At 68.7% G+C, this 16,179-nt stretch carries 11 protein-coding genes and 1 pseudogene; 10 read left to right on the top strand and 2 right to left on the bottom strand.

Annotation, left to right across the window (positions count from 1 at the left end; translation table 11 throughout):
• Positions 1 to 69 precede the first annotated feature (69 nt).
• Positions 70 to 261: pseudogene (locus tag AB0436_RS18575) on the top strand (carbohydrate esterase); the annotation flags it as partial.
• Between the two features lie 105 nt (positions 262 to 366).
• Here the strand turns inward: AB0436_RS18575 and AB0436_RS18570 are convergent.
• Complete coding sequence (locus AB0436_RS18570) at positions 367 to 4,038, bottom strand: LamG-like jellyroll fold domain-containing protein (RefSeq protein ID WP_366468963.1); 3,672 nt, start codon at positions 4,036 to 4,038, stop codon at positions 367 to 369.
• A gap of 478 nt (positions 4,039 to 4,516) precedes the next feature.
• Between AB0436_RS18570 and AB0436_RS18565 the strand changes: the two genes are divergently transcribed.
• From AB0436_RS18565 to AB0436_RS18525, 9 genes are all read left to right on the top strand, one after another.
• Entirely contained in the window at positions 4,517 to 5,545 is a 1,029-nt protein-coding gene (locus AB0436_RS18565) for a LacI family DNA-binding transcriptional regulator (RefSeq protein ID WP_366468962.1), read from the top strand.
• A 143-nt stretch (positions 5,546 to 5,688) separates the two neighbouring features.
• On the top strand, positions 5,689 to 6,930 hold the full coding sequence (locus AB0436_RS18560) for an extracellular solute-binding protein (RefSeq protein WP_366468961.1): 1,242 nt from the start codon (positions 5,689 to 5,691) through the stop codon (positions 6,928 to 6,930).
• Positions 6,931 to 6,951: 21 nt separating this feature from the next.
• Positions 6,952 to 7,938 (top strand): sugar ABC transporter permease, encoded by a 987-nt coding sequence (locus AB0436_RS18555; RefSeq protein WP_366468960.1) that lies wholly within the window; start codon positions 6,952 to 6,954, stop codon positions 7,936 to 7,938.
• The gene (locus AB0436_RS18550; protein WP_366468959.1) at positions 7,935 to 8,759 is read left to right on the top strand and encodes a carbohydrate ABC transporter permease; all 825 of its coding nucleotides are present in this window, start codon (positions 7,935 to 7,937) and stop codon (positions 8,757 to 8,759) included. The genes AB0436_RS18555 and AB0436_RS18550 overlap by 4 nt, the downstream gene beginning before the upstream one ends.
• Before the next feature lie 78 nt (positions 8,760 to 8,837).
• The gene (locus AB0436_RS18545; protein WP_366468958.1) at positions 8,838 to 10,577 is read left to right on the top strand and encodes a trehalase family glycosidase; all 1,740 of its coding nucleotides are present in this window, start codon (positions 8,838 to 8,840) and stop codon (positions 10,575 to 10,577) included.
• 69 nt (positions 10,578 to 10,646) lie between these two features.
• On the top strand, positions 10,647 to 12,500 hold the full coding sequence (locus AB0436_RS18540; RefSeq protein WP_366468957.1) for an RICIN domain-containing protein: 1,854 nt from the start codon (positions 10,647 to 10,649) through the stop codon (positions 12,498 to 12,500).
• 285 nt (positions 12,501 to 12,785) lie between these two features.
• Positions 12,786 to 13,049, top strand: coding sequence for a BatC protein (locus AB0436_RS18535; protein ID WP_366468956.1), 264 nt, complete (start codon positions 12,786 to 12,788; stop codon positions 13,047 to 13,049).
• A complete protein-coding gene (locus AB0436_RS18530; RefSeq protein ID WP_366468955.1) occupies positions 13,046 to 14,251 on the top strand; it encodes a cupin domain-containing protein in 1,206 nt (401 codons plus the stop codon). Before AB0436_RS18535 ends, AB0436_RS18530 begins: the two co-directional genes overlap by 4 nt.
• Positions 14,252 to 14,261: 10 nt before the next feature.
• Positions 14,262 to 15,158: a sucrase ferredoxin gene (locus AB0436_RS18525; RefSeq protein ID WP_366468954.1), complete on the top strand. Its 897-nt coding sequence runs from the start codon at positions 14,262 to 14,264 to the stop codon at positions 15,156 to 15,158.
• Here the strand turns inward: AB0436_RS18525 and AB0436_RS18520 are convergent.
• On the bottom strand, positions 15,136 to 16,176 hold the full coding sequence (locus tag AB0436_RS18520; RefSeq protein WP_366468953.1) for a HEAT repeat domain-containing protein: 1,041 nt from the start codon (positions 16,174 to 16,176) through the stop codon (positions 15,136 to 15,138). The two genes, AB0436_RS18525 and AB0436_RS18520, sit on opposite strands and share 23 nt — an antisense overlap.
• Between the last annotated feature and the right edge of the window lie 3 nt (positions 16,177 to 16,179).

The raw sequence follows: 16,179 nt of genomic DNA, 5'->3' as shown, positions 1-16,179 counted from the left end.
GCAGCCGCCGTGTTGTCGGTCGCGCCGGCACAGGCGCAGTCCCACGGCGGGCGACATGCCCTTGGCCCGGACCTCACGGCCAGGACGAAGACCCTCGTCGAGTCCCTCGGCGTCGAGGGACCCAAGGCGATCTATCTCTACAACGAGGAGCGGGACAACACCCACACCTCGGTGCACGGTGCGACGGTGTACGCCGGCCTGGTACGCGACGAGCTCGTCGCCCGGCATCTTGTACCCGAGGGCCTGGTGCGGCAGGACTGAAAACTCCTGGGGCGTCCCGACCGGAACCGGGGCGCCCCAGGCCTCGGCAGTAGGGCGCGGCGCCCCACTGCCCCGCCCTACGTGCGCGTCATATCCAGCCGGCGGTCAGTGCCTCATCGCAACCTCCCGCGCATACGGCGCGACGGTGATCCGGTCGATCAGCGGCGCGTTGCGGGAGCGGAGCAGCACCCCGGGGAAGGTGTCCGAGGCGTAGGTGGTGCCGTCGAAGTTCGGGAGTTCCTCGGAGCGGAAGCTGATCGTGTTCTGCCCCTTCTTGAGGTGCACCGGGACGGTCAGTTCCCAGAAGTTGTTCTGATGGAAGGTGTGCGGGAAGCTCACGCGTCGCATGTCACTGCCGTTGACGGTGATGTCGGCGTGACGGGCGAGCGGGTCCGGGTTGTAGTGGGTGGCTTCGGACTGCTCGGGGTTGGAGTAGCGGATGCGCAGCGCGTACAGGCCGGTCCGGTCGGCGGGGACGGTGAACGTCGCGGTGTTGCCGTTGCCCGGGTCGCCGCCGATACCGGTGATCGCCGTGCCGTCGGTGGCCAGGGAGAGGGGGGCGAGTGTGGCCGAGCCCGTGAGCTGGGCGTCCTGCGCCTCGTATGTACGCGCCGGCAGTGCGCCCTCGGTGGGCGTGACCCTGAGGCGGTCGACGAGGGTGGTGGACGATCCGCCGGTCAGTGTCACCTTGTTGAGGCCGCCCGAAAGTGAGACCGCCACCCTGTTCCTGCTCTTGGCCAGGCGCAGGACGTCATGGCCGTTGACGGAGAGTCGGGCGCCCGACCCACCGAGGGTGTCAACCGTGAGGGTGGCCTCGCGGTCGGCGGGGGAGCAGACCCAGAACGTGGCGGTCTGACCCTTGGCCAGCCGGGCAGCGCCCGAGCCGGTGGCGGGTGCCGCGGCGCGCTTCGGCAGCTGGTATACGGGCTGTGCCCCGCCGTCCAGCCAGGCCAGTTCGCCCTCGTACACCTGGGTGGCGGCCGAAGCCTGGGGGAGGGAGAGGGTGAGGCGGTCGACTATGGCGTCGCCCTGGGTGGCTTGCTTGCCGTCGGCGCTCTGCGCGGCGAGTGTCAGGGTGTGCTTGCCCTTGTTGAGGTGGACCTTGGTGTCGGTGTGGTCCCAGACCACCCACTTGTAGCCCAGTGGCAGGTAGAGCTGTTGCTCGCTGTCCGCCTCGCCGTCCACGCGCAGGAACACGTTGGTGGGGCCCTGGTCCTTCACCTTGTCAAAGGTGTTGAGGGAGTTGGCGAAGACGCTCAGGTCGTAGGTGCCGTCCTGCGGTACGTCCACGGTGAAGCCGAGCGTGACGTCCGAGCCGGTGCGCAGGCCGCCCACGTCGTAGCCACCGGAGGTGTAGAACTTCGACACGTCGCTCGTCGAGCCCTCGGGGCCGTTCTTGGAGTAGCCGGACCCGGTGTGGGCGGCGTCCTCCGCCTCGTACGAGGCCTGCCAGCGCACGGGCGGGGTCTGCGTGCCGGCCGCCTCACCGGCCGGGCTGAGGACGATCTCGTACGCCGATGACTCCTTCAGCTTCGGCAGCGCGCCGTCACCGAAGTCGACAACCACCTTGCCGTCGTCACCGACCTTCAGGTTCTGCTCCGAGAGCAGCTTCGGGCCGGCGGAGTCGCCCACCTGCCCGGTCCACTCGATCTCCCGTACCCAGGCGTGCACGTTGTCCCCGAAGAGCTTCTCGGGGACGTTGTCGAAGGTGATGTGGCCCTTGCCGGTGGAACCGCCGAAGATCAGCCGAGCCTGCCGTTTGTCCTTGTTGAGCGTGCCGACGCCCTGCATGGTGTAGTTCTCGCCCGGAAACGGCGGGGTCACGTTCACCGTGTCCCCGGTCATCGAGGCGTACGAGTGCAGCAGCCACCACTGGCCGTTGCCGCGGTTGGACTGCACCGCGGAGTCGGAGAGGTTGCCGTCGATGTTCCAGTAGGCGATGTCGGCGTCCACCTTGGACTCCTCGATCGCGGACACCCACTGGATCATCTGGCCGGGAACCGATGTGTGGTAGTTGAAGGCGTACTCGTTGATGTTGATCGGGAGCTGGGTGCCCGCCTTGTCGGTGCCCTTGAACAACTCCTTCTCCCACGCCCGGTACTTGGCGACACTGCTGCGAACCGCCTCCGGGTGGCTCAGCTCGTGCCAGGTGATGACGTCGGGGAGGGTGTCGGCGGCCAGGGCGTGGGTGAGGAAGCCCTTCACCTGGTCGTAGAGGACGCTGGTGTTGGGGCCGGCGATGCGGGCGCTGGGCATCTTGCCCTTGATGAGCTTGTAGGCGGCGTCCCAGGCGGCGAAGTAGTCGTCCGGGTCGTCGAGCCAGCTGACCTTGTCGTAGCTCCACTCACCGGTGCCGAACATGTTGCCCTCGGGCTCGTTGAACGGCACGAAGACGATGTTGTCCTGGTACTCCTTCGGCAGCTGGAGGACCTGGTCGACCTGCTTGGCGATCTTTTCGTCGTAGAGCTTGATCTTCTCCTGGGGGGTGTCGCCCGGCCACTCGTACGGGAAGCCGCGGTGGATGTCGGTCATGTAGATGTAGACGTCACCGTCGGTGGAGTCGGCCAGCGGCTTGACCACGTCCAGGGCGTCGGCCCCCGGGTGCTGCGGGCCGTCCTGCGCCTTGGTGGAGACCGTGCGCAGACCCATGCCCTGGATGAGGTTGTTGGTGGGGACGTCCGGTCCGTACACGCCGTACAGGGTGCCGGAGGCGCCGCCGTGGAACGTGCCCGTGTCCGAGCCGAGGTCGATGCTGAGCTCGCCCTCGCGGACCACCGTGACGGTCGCCTGCACGGAGCGTCCGGCTGCCGTTCCCGCCACCGTGAAGGTCCCCGGCCGGGCGTACTTCTCGGACGGTACGGCATCCCAGGTGATCGGCGCGTCGCGGTCGTAGCCGTCCGAGAAGGAGGATCGGACTCCGGCGGGGAGGGAGGGGGCGGTCCCGGTCGTCGTACGGGCCTCGAAGGACGTCTTCGAGAGCTCCTGGACGGTCGGCACGGCCCCGACCATACCGGCCACCTGCTCGGCGCTGAGTGCCGAGTGCCACAAGGTGAAGTCGTCTATCGCGCCCTTGAGCAGCGGGTCGGGGTAGAGGGACTTGCCGATGTAGCCGGCGGCTGTGGCCGAACCGTCCAGCAGGTCACGCGCCGTGATGGTGGTCTCTGCGGAGGAGACCGCCACGCCGTCGAGGTAGGTGGTGAGACGGTCGGCGGAGGTGTCGAGGGTGACGGTGATGGTCCGCCAATCGTCCGCTGGAAGCATCGCGTAGCCGCGGACCTGCGTTTCCGCGCCCCCTCCGCCGGTGGTCACGGAGGTCTGCAGCAGCCCGCTGTTGTTGTACGGGGTGGCGAAGAGGTACTTGGTGGTGTTGGTGCCCAGATCGAAGATCCGCTGCCAGGGCGACTTGTCGCCGCTCCACTTCACCCGGGCGGAGACCGTCAAGTCGGTTGCGTCGCCGACCACTTCGCGGGGCAGCTGGACGTACGCGCCGTCGGAGGTGGGTGCACCGCCGGGTAGGGCGAGCGCCTTGCCTCCGTCCGTGCCTGCGACGGACCGGGCGGTGGAGCCGTTCATCAGGCTCGCCGTCAGGCCGTTGCCGGAGCTGTCGCTGATCTTTCCGGACGCGAGGTCGTCCTGGTCGAAGGTGTAGCGCGCGGTGGGCTGGGGTGTGTCGGCCGCTTGGGCAGGAGCGGCCGGCGCGGCCAGCAGGCCCGCGCCGAGGGCCAGGGCCACGGCGGCCGGGGCTCGGCGTCGGGCGGAACTGTCAGCGGATGGCATGGATGGCGTCCTCAATCTTGAGTGACGGGCTCGGATCGGCCCCCTCGGTCAGCCGCTCGTCCGCATTCCGTTGGTCAGTGAGGAGAGCCTGAGGGGCCGCACGGTGAACCGGTTCGAATGCTGCACGGTCAACGGAACGTGTCGGGACGGCAGGGAGGAAACCCCGGGTTCTGGGGAGTGCGTCGACCGGGCTCACGGTTGGAAGGATCGCTTCATCGAACCGGTTCGCAGGAAGCTAGCATCGCGGAAATACCGCAGCAATACCTGGGACACGAGGAGATGGGTGGTCCTCCAGGATTTCTGGTGCACTACGAGAAGAGTCGGATCAGGTGTTGACAGCCGTCCGAGTTGTTCCTACCTTCACTTCACGCGAACCGGTTCGATAGCCGGTAGTCGCTTCTCCTCACCCCGCACCCACGCGACCGGTGCCCTGCTTCCCTATCGCAGCACTGCACCGGTTCGAGCAAGGAGTTCCCCCGTGAACATCGGTGAGATCGCCCGGCGGGCCGGTGTCTCGAGGAGCACCGTGTCCTACGCGCTGAGCGGCAAGCGCCCCGTGTCGGACGACACCCGTCTGAAGATCCAGCAGGTCATCGACGAGCTGGGCTACCGGCCCAACGCCAGTGCACGTGCCCTGGCGAACGGCCGGACGAGCACGATCGGCCTGGTGTTTCCGCCGGCCGGCAATCACTACACCGGGATGCAACTGGACTTCATCGGCAGTGTGGTGGAGGCCGCTGCGGCCCACGATTACGACGTGCTGCTGTCGCCGAGCGGCGTGGACAGCGACCGATCCTTCCAGCGGCTGCTGGGCGAGCGGCGGGTCGACGGCGCGATCCTGATGGAGATCAGGCTGGAGGACGACCGGGTCGAACACCTGGCCGCGCTCGACTTCCCCGCCGTTACCATCGGCCGCACCGCCCACCCGGAGGGCGGCTGGTGGGTCAGCCTGGACCACACCGCGCTGGTGGAGGCGTGCGTCCACCACCTCGCGGACCTCGGCCACCGCACGGTCGCCTTCGTCAACCGGCCCGAGCAACTCCTGCGGGCCGGTTACGAGTCCGCGCACCGGGGACTGGACGGGTTCACCAAGGCCGCCGCCGAGCGTGGGCTGACCGTGCGGACGTACTGCTGCGAGGACGACGCCGCTTCCGGCCAGGCCTGCCTGGAACAGATCCTGCAGGACGACTCGGCCACCACCGCCCTGGTCACGCTGAACGAGGCTGCCCTGGGCGGCCTCTACCGGGGACTCGCGCAGGCGGGCCGCCATGTGCCGCGCGACTTCTCCGTCACCGGAGTCGTAGCGAGCCGCTGGGCCGAGACGATGACTCCCCAGCTCACCGCGGCGGACGTACCGGCGGAGGAGATGGGCCGTCACGCCATCGACCTGCTCGTCGAGCGGCTCGACCGTCCCGACACGCCCGCCCGGCACCACCTGCTCACGCCGCCGATCTCGTTGCGGGCCAGCACCGGGCCGGCCACCGGTACACCGTTCCCCGCAGCCTGACCGCCTCACCGTCCCCGGGATCTCCTCTTCGCCCGGTATACCGAGCACCGGATCTCTGCTCCCTTCCTTCGCCGTCCGGCTCGCCCGCTTCCGCGCTGTCACCCCTCCCACGGCACCCCCGTGCCAAAAACGAAGGACCCGCCATGCACAGCTCCTCCAGACGACGCCTTGCCGCAGTGGCCCTGTCGGCCGTCGTATCCGTCGTCGGCACTGCCTGTTCCTCCTCCTCGGCCGGCACTGACGCCAAGGGCGCCGGCAACGGCACGTACACCGTCTGGGACCCGTACCCGCAGTTCGCTGAGGGCTCGGCCTGGAAGAAACTGCTGGACCAATGCGGCACCGAGGCCGGCGTGAAGATCAAGCGGACCGGCTTCGACACCAGCGACCTGGGCAACAAGACGTTGCTGGCGGCCCAGCAGGGCAACTCCCCGGATGTCCTGATCGTCGACAACCCGGTGGTGTCGACCCTGGCCGAGGCCGGAGTGCTCACCACGACCGACGAGACCAAGTTGGACACCTCGAAGGTGGACCCCAACCTGCTCGCGGCCGGCCAGTCGGGAGGGAAGACGTACGGCACTCCGATCGGGGCCAACACCCTCGCCCTCTACTACAACAAGAAGGTGCTGAAGAAGGCCGGGGTCGACATCGCCTCGGTCAAGGACTGGACGTCGCTGACGGCGGCGCTGGACAAGGTCAAGAAGGCTGGCAAGAAGGGCATCACCTTCTCGGCGATCGGCACGGAGGAAGGCAGTTTCCAGTTCCTGCCGTGGTTCTGGGGCGCGGGCGCCAAGCTGACGGCAGTCGACTCTGCCCAGGCTGTGTCCGCCTTGTCGCTGTGGAAGGACTGGCTGAAGAAGGGCTACGCCCCCAACTCGGTGCTCAACAACACCCAGACGACCAGCTGGCAGGAGTTCGCGAGCGGCGACTACGCGTTCAGTGAGAACGGAACGTGGCAGCTCGCCAACGCCAAGAAGGCCGGCTTCGACTACGGCGTCCTTCCCATCCCCGCCTCCGCGGGAGGCAGCGCCGCGGCCCCGACCGGCGGCGAGTTCGTCACCATCCCGGTCCAGGACGACACGGCCCGCTACACCACTTCCCAGAAGCTGGCGACCTGCCTCACCAGCAACCAGAACCTGTACGACACCGACACCACCCTGTCCTACGTGGCCCCGACCAGCGAGGTGCAGGACAAGCAGGTGGCGGCGGACGCCCAGCTGAAGCCCTGGGTCGACGCGGTGAAGGCGGCCAAGGGCCGCACCAGCGACGACCTGGGCACCAAGTACCCCAAGATCTCCGAGCAGCTGTGGAAGGCCGTCCAGTCCGCCCTCAGCGGATCCACGTCGCCCAAGGACGCGCTGGCCGCGGCCCAGTCCGCCGTCAAGTAGCCAGGAACCCTGGGACCGCAGATGAACCACATGACACAGCTGCCGGACCGACGCCGGTCCGTGCGCGCCCGGAACGGGGCGGCCACCGCCGCACCACCCCCGGCCCGCGCCGGAAAGCGTCGCCGGCCCACCTCCCCGCAGTGGGCCGCCTGGGGATTCCTCGCCCCGGTGGCCCTCTACCTCGCCCTCTTCTACGCCTATCCGCTGTACCGCAACCTCGACCTCAGCCTGCGCAACTACACCGTCCGTTCCTTCGTCCAGGGCAACGCGCCCTTCACGGGCCTGAAGAACTACCGGGCCGTCCTCGACGACCCGACCTTCTCCCCGGCCCTGCTCCACACCGTGGTCTTCACCGCCATGTGCCTGGTCTTCCAGTACGCGATCGGCCTGGCGCTCGCGGTCTTCTTCAACCAGCACTTCCGGCTGTCGGCGACCCTGCGCGCCTTGTTCCTGGTGCCGTGGCTGCTGCCGCTGATCGTGTCGGCCTCCACCTGGTCGTGGATGCTCAACAGCGAGTCGGGCATCGTCAACGCCGTCCTGCACGCCATCGGCATCGGCCCGGTGAACTGGCTGAGCTCACCTTCCTGGTCGCTGACCTCGGTCATCGTCGCCAACATCTGGATCGGCGTCCCGTTCAACCTGGTGGTGCTCTACAGCGGCCTGCAGTCCATCCCGGCAAGCCTGTACGAGGCGGCGGCCCTGGACGGGGCGAACGCCTGGCACCGCTTCTGGCGTGTCACCTACCCGCTGCTGCGTCCGGTGTCCGCAATCACCCTCCTGCTGGGCCTGGTGTACACGCTCAAGGTTTTCGACATCATCTGGATCATGACCAAGGGCGGCCCGGCGGAATCGTCCACCACCTTCGCCACCTGGTCCTACCAGCTCGGTTTCGGCAACCTCCTGCCCGCCTTCGGCCCCGGCGCGGCCGTCGGGAACCTGCTCGTCGTCGCCGCCCTGGTCTTCGGCCTTGTCTACCTGAAGGTCCAGCGAAAGCAGGCGCTGTCATGAACCGAAGCACCAGCCGTACGTGGTGGAAGACGGCCCTCGGCCTGCTGCTCACCGCGGGCATGCTCTTCCCGGTCTACTGGATGCTCAACGTGTCCTTCACCCGCGACCAGGACATGCGCAAGAGCCCGCCGGACCTGCTGCCGGTCCACGGCACCCTGGCCGGCTACCGCAGCGTCCTCGACGAGCAGCTGCCCTACCTCGGCACCAGCCTCGTCGTCGCACTCGGTACCGTCGCCCTGACCGTGGTGCTGGCCGCACCCGCCGGCTACGCCCTGGCCAAGCTGCGCCCACGCGCCGGCGGTGTGCTGAGCTTCCTCTTGCTGGTCGCCCAGATGATCCCCGGCATCATCATGGCGATGGGCTTCTACGCCATCTACCTCAGCCTCGGCCTGCTCCAGTCCGTCCCCGGTCTCATCGTCGCCGACTCCACCCTCGCCGTTCCCTTCGCGGTGCTCATCTTCACCGCGTTCATGTCCGGCATCCCCGGCGAGCTGATTCAGGCCGCGAAGATGGACGGAGCAAGGGCCCTGCGCACCTTCTGGTCGATCGTCCTGCCGATGAGCCGCAACGCCGTCGTCACGGTGTCCCTGTTCGCCTTCCTGTGGTCCTGGTCCGACTTCGTCTTCGCCAACACCCTTGTCAACGGCGGCGCCCACGAGCCGATCACCCTCGGCATCTACCACTACATCGGCAACAACAACCAGGAGTGGAACGCCATCATGGCCACCGCTGTCGTGGCCTCGCTGCCGACCGCGGTCATCCTCGTCCTTGCCCAGCGCTATGTCGCCGCCGGTGTGGCCGCGGGCGCCGTCAAGGACTGAGTGCTTCCACCCCGCACGACTGAATCAACTGCGAGTCAGCCGGTCGATGTTCCCTGCTCGAGAAACGAGTCACCCTTCATGACCGCTGCCCGATCCGGACCCGCCTTCTCCGTCCACGACATCCCCTTCAGCACGCACGGATCCTGGTTCGGCATCTCGCCCGTGGTGGCGGAGAAGACGTACGCCGATGATCTCCACCTCGTCTCGCACCAGAACGGCATGCACGCTGTGCTCCGCCTGACCCCCCTGGACCCGGCGAGGGGAGACCGCGCCGAGACACGGGTCGAGGCGAGACCGGGCCTGCTCAGCTGGATCGGCGCGGCCGGACGCGCCGATCTCGCCTACGAGTCGGCGGACACCGTACGCCTGCGCGGGAGCGGCCTGGGTGTCAGCGTCTCCGCAGCCGCGCAGGCGCTTACCCCGTTCAGCGGGACGTATTTCTTCCACGACCCGGCAACGGACGCGCACGTCTTCACGTCGTACGAGACCGGACGCCGTTACCGGGTCACCGTCGTGTCCGGCACTGTCGCCGGCACAGCCGGAGTCCAGGCCCTGGGCAACAGCACTGACCGCGGCCTCGTCGTGATGGCGGAGGCGGACGGAGCCTGGGAGATCGCGATCGAGGAACTCGAGACCTCACGCCCCCCGTACACGGCCTCGGCGGCCTTCGACGCGATCGTCGAGGCCGTACAGAGCTCCTTCGCGGACTTCGTCGACACGGTTGCCCCCTGGCGCTCGTCCGCCACACCGGCCGCCGAGCTCGCCGCCTACGTCGTCTGGTCGGCCGCCGTGCGCCCGGCCGGCCTGGTCACTCGGCCTGCCGTGCTGATGTCCAAGCACTGGATGGACAAGGTCTGGAGCTGGGACCACTGCTTCAACGCCCTTGCCCTGGCGCCCGGATGCCCCGAACTGGCCTGGGACCAGTTCGCCCTCCCGTTCGACCACCAGGACGACAGCGGTGCCCTGCCGGACTCCGTCACCCACTCCGAGGTCCTCTACAACTTCGTCAAACCACCCATCCACGGCTGGGCCTTCGGCCACCTGCGCCGTCGGCTGCCGACGCCGCCCAGCCGCGCCGAACTGACCGAGGCCTACGAGCGGCTGGAGCGCTGGACGGACTTCTGGCTCACCGCACGCCGGGCCCCCGGGGCCGATCTCGCCCACTACCAGCACGGCAATGACAGCGGCTGGGACAACGCCACCACCTTTGACCCCGAGCGGGTGGTCGTGACCGCCGACCTGGCCGCCTTCCTCGTTCTCCAGCTTCACGAACTCGCCCACTTGGCAAGGGAGTTGGGCAAGCCTGACGAGGCGGGCCGGTGGATGCGGGCAGCCGAGCTGACCCAGACGGCGCTGCTCGACGAGCTATGGACCGGCGACCGGTTCGTCGCCCGGGGGGCCGCCACCGGGGACACCTGGAGCAGCTCCAGTCTCCTCGACCTGATGCCCGTCGTGCTGGGCGAACACCTGCCCGGCGAGGTCGGCAGCGCGCTCGCCGACCACATCAAGGCCCACCTGACCCCGTACGGCCTCGCCACCGAACTGACCACCTCCCCCCACTACCTCGCCGACGGCTACTGGCGCGGCCCCATCTGGGCTCCCGCCACCGTTCTCATCGAGGACGGCCTGCGCCGCGCCGGCCACCACCGTCTCGCGGACGACATCAGTGCCCGCTTCCGCGCTCTGTGCGAAACCCACGGCTTCGCCGAGAACTTCGACGCCCTCATCGGAACGGGCCTGCGCGACCGCGCCTACACCTGGACCGCCAGCAGCTACCTCCTCCTTGCCGAAGCCCACGCCCACCGCGACGTCCACTGACCAACCGTCTCCCACAGCCCCGGGGTCGTTCGGGCCCTGGTCCGTCTCCTCTCCTCCAGGAGCCGCACAATGAAATTTCTCGGAAGACTTCCCAGATTCGCCATCCGCACCAGACACCGAACAGTTTCATCTGTCGCCGTCCTCCTCGCCACCCTGGCCACGACCCTGGTGCCCGCCGCCTCGTCGCAGGCAGCGGACACGAGCGTCACTGTCAACTTCGCCACTGCCGGAGGCGCCCCGACGTACCGCGCCTCCGGCATGATCTACGGGATGACGCCGGACAGCTCACTGCCGCAGGACCACTTCTTCAAGGACATCAAGTGGCACTTCATGCGGGCCGGCGGCGCCCAGCTGAACAGCGGCGGCTACGGCACCAGCCTCGCCGACTACCGGACCCGCTGGAACTCCACCCTCGCCCAGTACAAGCGGACCGCCGCCCTCGGCGGAACCTTCGTCCTGCTCCCGCACGACCTGTGGGGCGCCGACGCCACCACCAGCCAGGGCTGGCCGGGCGACAACGGTGACTGGACGCAGTTCGACAACTTCGTCACCCAGCTCGTCAGCGACGTCAAAGCCAACAACATGACTGTCCAGTGGGACCTGTGGAACGAGCCCGACGGCAAGAACTTCTGGGCGCCGTCCCAGGCCCAGTACCTGCAGATGTGGTCCCGTTTCTACGCCCGGGTCCGGGCCGCGTTCCCGAACCAGCTCATCGTCGGGCCGAGCACCGCGGGCCAGCCGAACTCCTCCCACACCTGGTGGACCACGTACCTGAACTACGTGAAGGCCAACAACGTCGCCCCCGACATCTACAGCTGGCACGACGAGCCCGGTGACCCGGTCACCGACGTCGGCCGGGCCAACTCCACTATCGCGGCGGCGGGGCTGACCAATACCCGCCCGTACCAGATCAACGAGTACGCCTCACTGTCCATGCAGTCCCCGGGCGGCGGTGCCTGGTTCATCGGCCGGCTGGAGCGGGCAGGTGCCGACGGCCTGCGCGGCAACTGGGCCTCCGGCACCCACCTGCACGACGACGAGGCCAACCTGCTCACCAAGAACAGCGCCGGCCAGTACCTGCCGCTGGGCGAGTGGTTCATGTACCGCTACTACGGCTCACAGACCGGCAACATCGTCAGCCTCAGCACCGGCACAGGCATCGACGGACTCGCCACGAAGAACAACACCGCCAAGAACGCCAAAATCCTGCTCGGCAGCAGCGGCAACACCGGCAACGTCACCGTGAACCTCACCGGCCTCAACACCACCTCCGTGGTGGAGAACAGCCGGGTCCGGGCCGTCGTCCAGCGCATCTCCTACAACAACGGCGCAGCCGTGACCGGACCGACGACCATCTCCGACACCAACCTGACGGTCAGCAACAACGCCGCCTCCCTCAGCGTCCCGTTCAGTAACGCCAAGGACGGCTACACCGTCACCCTCCTCCCGCCGTCCGACGCCACCATCTCCACGGTCGCTGTCAGCGAGAACAGCGGCCAATGCCTGGACGACACCAACCTGGGTACCGCCAACAGCACCCAGTACCAGCAGTACTACTGCGAGGGCGGCTACCAGCAGATGGTGGACCTCAAGCCGGTCGCAGGCCGGACCAACACCTACACCGTGGTCAATGAGCTCAGCGGCAAGTGTATCGACGTCGCCGGCGCCTCCACCGCCGACGGAGCCGCCGTCATCCAGTACACCTGCAACGGCCAGACCAACCAGATGTTCACCCTCAACCCCGTCACCGCGCTCGGCAACAGCCATGACTACCAATTGGTCGCCGTCCACAGCGGCAAGTGCGTCGACGTCAGCGACGTCTCCACCACGGCCGGCGCGAAGATCCACCAGTGGACCTGCGACCCCGCGAGCGCACTGGGCACTAAAAAGAACCAGATCTGGCGGCTGCAGGGCAAGGACTGACGGCCCACAGCTCCCGCGAGCCACCCACACGCCCGGCCGTCCGGCATCGCCGCCGACGCCCGGGCGTGCTCGCCAGTCGTCCGCATCTGCAGCGGGCGCTCGCTACCCGGGCGAAGCCGCTGGTTCCAGCCTTGCCCCACAGCCCCGGGTCTCCCCGCTCGAATCGATGCTTTCGGCCTGGAGCGATACGGTGATGGTGGTCGGTGCCCATGAGGGATCGCCCTGTCTGACAATCAGGCGCCAATACGGGAGCCGGCCCCAGCCGTTTGATTCTCAGGAGGAACTATGACCAATCCCGAGCGTCCGAATGAGCAAGAGGGTCCCGCGGACGGTGGAGCGGCGGGTACGCCCGGTGTCCACGACGGCGGTGCCGACGGCGGCGCCGATGGCGGTGCGGAGGGCCCCGCGGACGGCGGTGCGGCCGGTACGCCCGGCGTCCACGACGGCGGCGCTGACGGCGGCGCGGATGGTGGGGCTGACGGCGGTGCGGACGGTGGCGCCGACGGTGGTGCGGACGGTGGCGCCGGGGAGTCCGGCCGCCGCTCTTGAGTACCCCCCGGACCGAGCTTCAGGACGCCGGTGCCCCAGCAGGCGCCGGGGTTCTGGAGACCCGCCTGATCGGCCTGAGCCGGCAGGAATTCTCCTGTGACGTCTGGGCGCGGGCACCGCTCCTCACCCGCAGCGCCAGCGATTTCTCCGACCTGTTCTCCGCCGACGCCGTGGACGAACTGGTCTCGCGTCGTGGCCTGCGTACGCCCTTCCTCCGCGTCGCCAAGGACGGCTCCACACTTCCCGAGTCGTCATTCACCTCGCCCGCCGGCGTCGGCGCCACCATCTCCGACCAGCTCGACGACACCGCTCTGTGGCGCGCCTTCGCCGACGGCGCCACCCTCGTCCTGCAAGCCCTGCATCGCACGTGGGGGCCGGTCGGGGAGCTCAGCGCCGGACTGAGCGCGGAGCTGGGACATCCGGTGCAGGCCAATGCCTACGTCACTCCGCCGCAGAACCGCGGATTCGACGCACACTACGACGTCCACGATGTCTTCGTCCTGCAGATCGAAGGCACCAAGCGATGGCTCGTCCACCCGCCCGTCCATCCCGACCCGCTGCGCGATCAGCCATGGACCGATCGCCGCTTCGCCGTCGCCGAGGCCGCGAAGGGCGCGCCGTCCATCGACACCGTGCTCGAGCCCGGCGATGCCCTCTACCTGCCGCGGGGCTGGCTGCACACCGCCCGGGCGCAGGGCGAGGTCTCGATCCACCTGACGCTCGGAATCCACAGCTGGACCCGCTACGCGCTGGCCGAACAGCTGGCCCAGTCCGCGCTCGCGATGCTGCGCGACGATCCCCGGATGCGCAGCACCCTGCCCCTGGGCGTGGGCGGGCCGGCCGACGAGATCGACACCGTCCGCGAACGCCTCGTCGCCGCCGTCACAGAGGCCGATTCCGCTCCGTTCCTCCACCGCGCCCGGCGAGGCCAGGGTCGCCCGGCGCCGTTGGGACCGCTGGCCCAGCTCAGGGCGGTGGCCGGACTCGGTGCTGAGTCGCCGGTGCGGCTCCGTGAGGCGCTGGAGGCGCGGTTGGAGGGCCCCCGTCTGACCACGCGCGTAGGCCGGCTCGACCTCCCGGAGACCGACCTCGCGTCGGTGACCCGCCTGCTCGACGGTGAGGTCCGCACCGCCGGTGATCTCGGCCTCGAACTCGTCGAGAGACTGCTGCGCGCGGGCGTACTGGTGCCCGCCGAAAGGTGACTTCGCCGCGGTGACAGCGACAGAACGCTTCCTGTGCGCCGATGCCGCCCGGATCCGTGGTGACCCGATGGTGGGCACAGCACCGCACGGCTTCGTCTGGATCCTCATCGAGTACCGAGGCGCCTGGCCGGCCAACGGCTTCGACGGCCTCGATCTCGAGCCCGGAACCAAAGCACTCGTCTTCTCCGCTGCCCGGGCGGTGCGGGCCCGAATCCTCCTGGTCAGACGGCACGGACGCCGCAGGCCCGAGGGCCCCGGGCGCTGGGCCGTGCTGCGCTACGAGACATCCGGCGCCCACCGCCAGCAATGGGGGACGTGGAGCGGTGACGAGGACTTGGCGGAGATCGCCGGAGCCCTCGGAGCCCCCGGAGAGCTCGGCTGTCCGCCTGTCGTCCTGGTCTGCGCACACGGTCAGCACGACACCTGCTGCGCCGTGCGCGGACGGCCGGTGGGACGTACGCTGAGTGAGCGCTGGCCGGACCTGGTGTGGGAATGCACGCACGTGGGCGGTGACAGGTTCGCCGCGAACGTCGTCGTGGTGCCGGACGGCGTCTATTACGGCGGCCTTGATGCCAGGTCGTCCGTCACAGCGCTCGAAGAGCACCTGGCCGACCGTATTCACGCGGAGCACCTGCGCGGATACACGGACCTCTTCCCGCCGCAACAGGCCGCTGTGGCAGCCGTGCTCAGGCGCTTCGGCCCGGCAGGCCGGCATGACTACGCCGTCGCCGCGACTTTCCGCGACAACGACCACTGGCGAATCAGCATCACCGGCCGCCCGTCTCCCCCGACGGCTTTCGAGGTCGAGGTACGGGCCTACCGCACACCGCCGTGTCAGCTCACCTGCCGCGGACCGGCGACAAGTTCGGCCGTCGCCTACGAGGTCACTTCGATCCGCGTCGGCTGACCAGCCCTGGCCGTTGTCGGGCGTTGCGTAGCCCGAGAACGTATGTCGCAGTGAGCGCGACGGCACGGTCTTCGTCATGTGTCAGATCCGCGAGGGCACGTGACGCCGTGCTCCCCGGAATATCCGCGAGCGCCTGGGTCAGCCGCCGACGTGCAGACGAGGCAGCGGTGTCGTGGGCGAGGCAGCCGATGAGCCCGGTGGCGATCTCTTCCGCCAGCGAGGGATCACTCGCCAACGCGCTCAGCGCATCGGCGGCATCGACGTCGTTCGCCTCTTCGACGACCATGTCGATGAGCGTCGGAACCGCGTCGGCTCCTCCACGTGCCCCGAGCGCCAGAGCCGCGCATCTGCGAACCACGACGTCGGGGTTCGTGAGAGCGTCCCGCAGCAGTGCGGTCGCCGTGCCGTCCGGCATCTCGGCGATGGACTGGACGGCACGTTTCCGCACCTCGGCCACGGGCGAGCCGAGGCCCTCTGCCAGCAGCGCCGACCCGCCATCGCCCGATTGCGCCAGAGCCCATCGAAGGGCGCCGGCAACGCTCGGGTCCGTCTCGCTCAACACCGCCTCGACCAGTGCTTCCACCGGCACCGGAACCTCTCCGACCGAGGACAGGGCCGCGCGCTGGCGTTTCCCGGCGCTCTGCGACCCCAACGCCTGGAGGAGTGCGACGATCCGGAGGACGTCCTCCCAGCCGGCGGGTTCCGTGGCACCGATTCGGCCCAGTCGGGTGAGCAACTCCCTCTCAGTTGCAATGCGTTCGCGGGTTTGGCCGATGAGGTCGTCGACGAGCTGCGACGGCGTGAAGCCGGGATCGTCGAGCGCCCGCCCGGCGTCACGCAGCGACAGCCCCAAGGACCGCAGGCTCTCGATATGGAAGATCCGCCTGATGTCCTCGCTGGAGTACTCGCGATAGCCCGCCTCGGTACGGCCCGTTGGCCGCACCAGGCCGAGCGAGTCGTAATGCCTGAGCATCCGGGCGCTGACCCCGGACTGTTGTGCCACCTCACCGATCAACACTGC

Origin of the sequence: Streptomyces sp. NPDC051322, from assembly GCF_040689485.1 — a bacterium.
In the GTDB taxonomy this organism is placed as follows: Bacteria; Actinomycetota; Actinomycetes; order Streptomycetales; family Streptomycetaceae; genus Streptomyces.
Note: the sequence above shows the minus strand (reverse complement) of the source record. Positions and strands in the feature narration are given on the sequence as shown.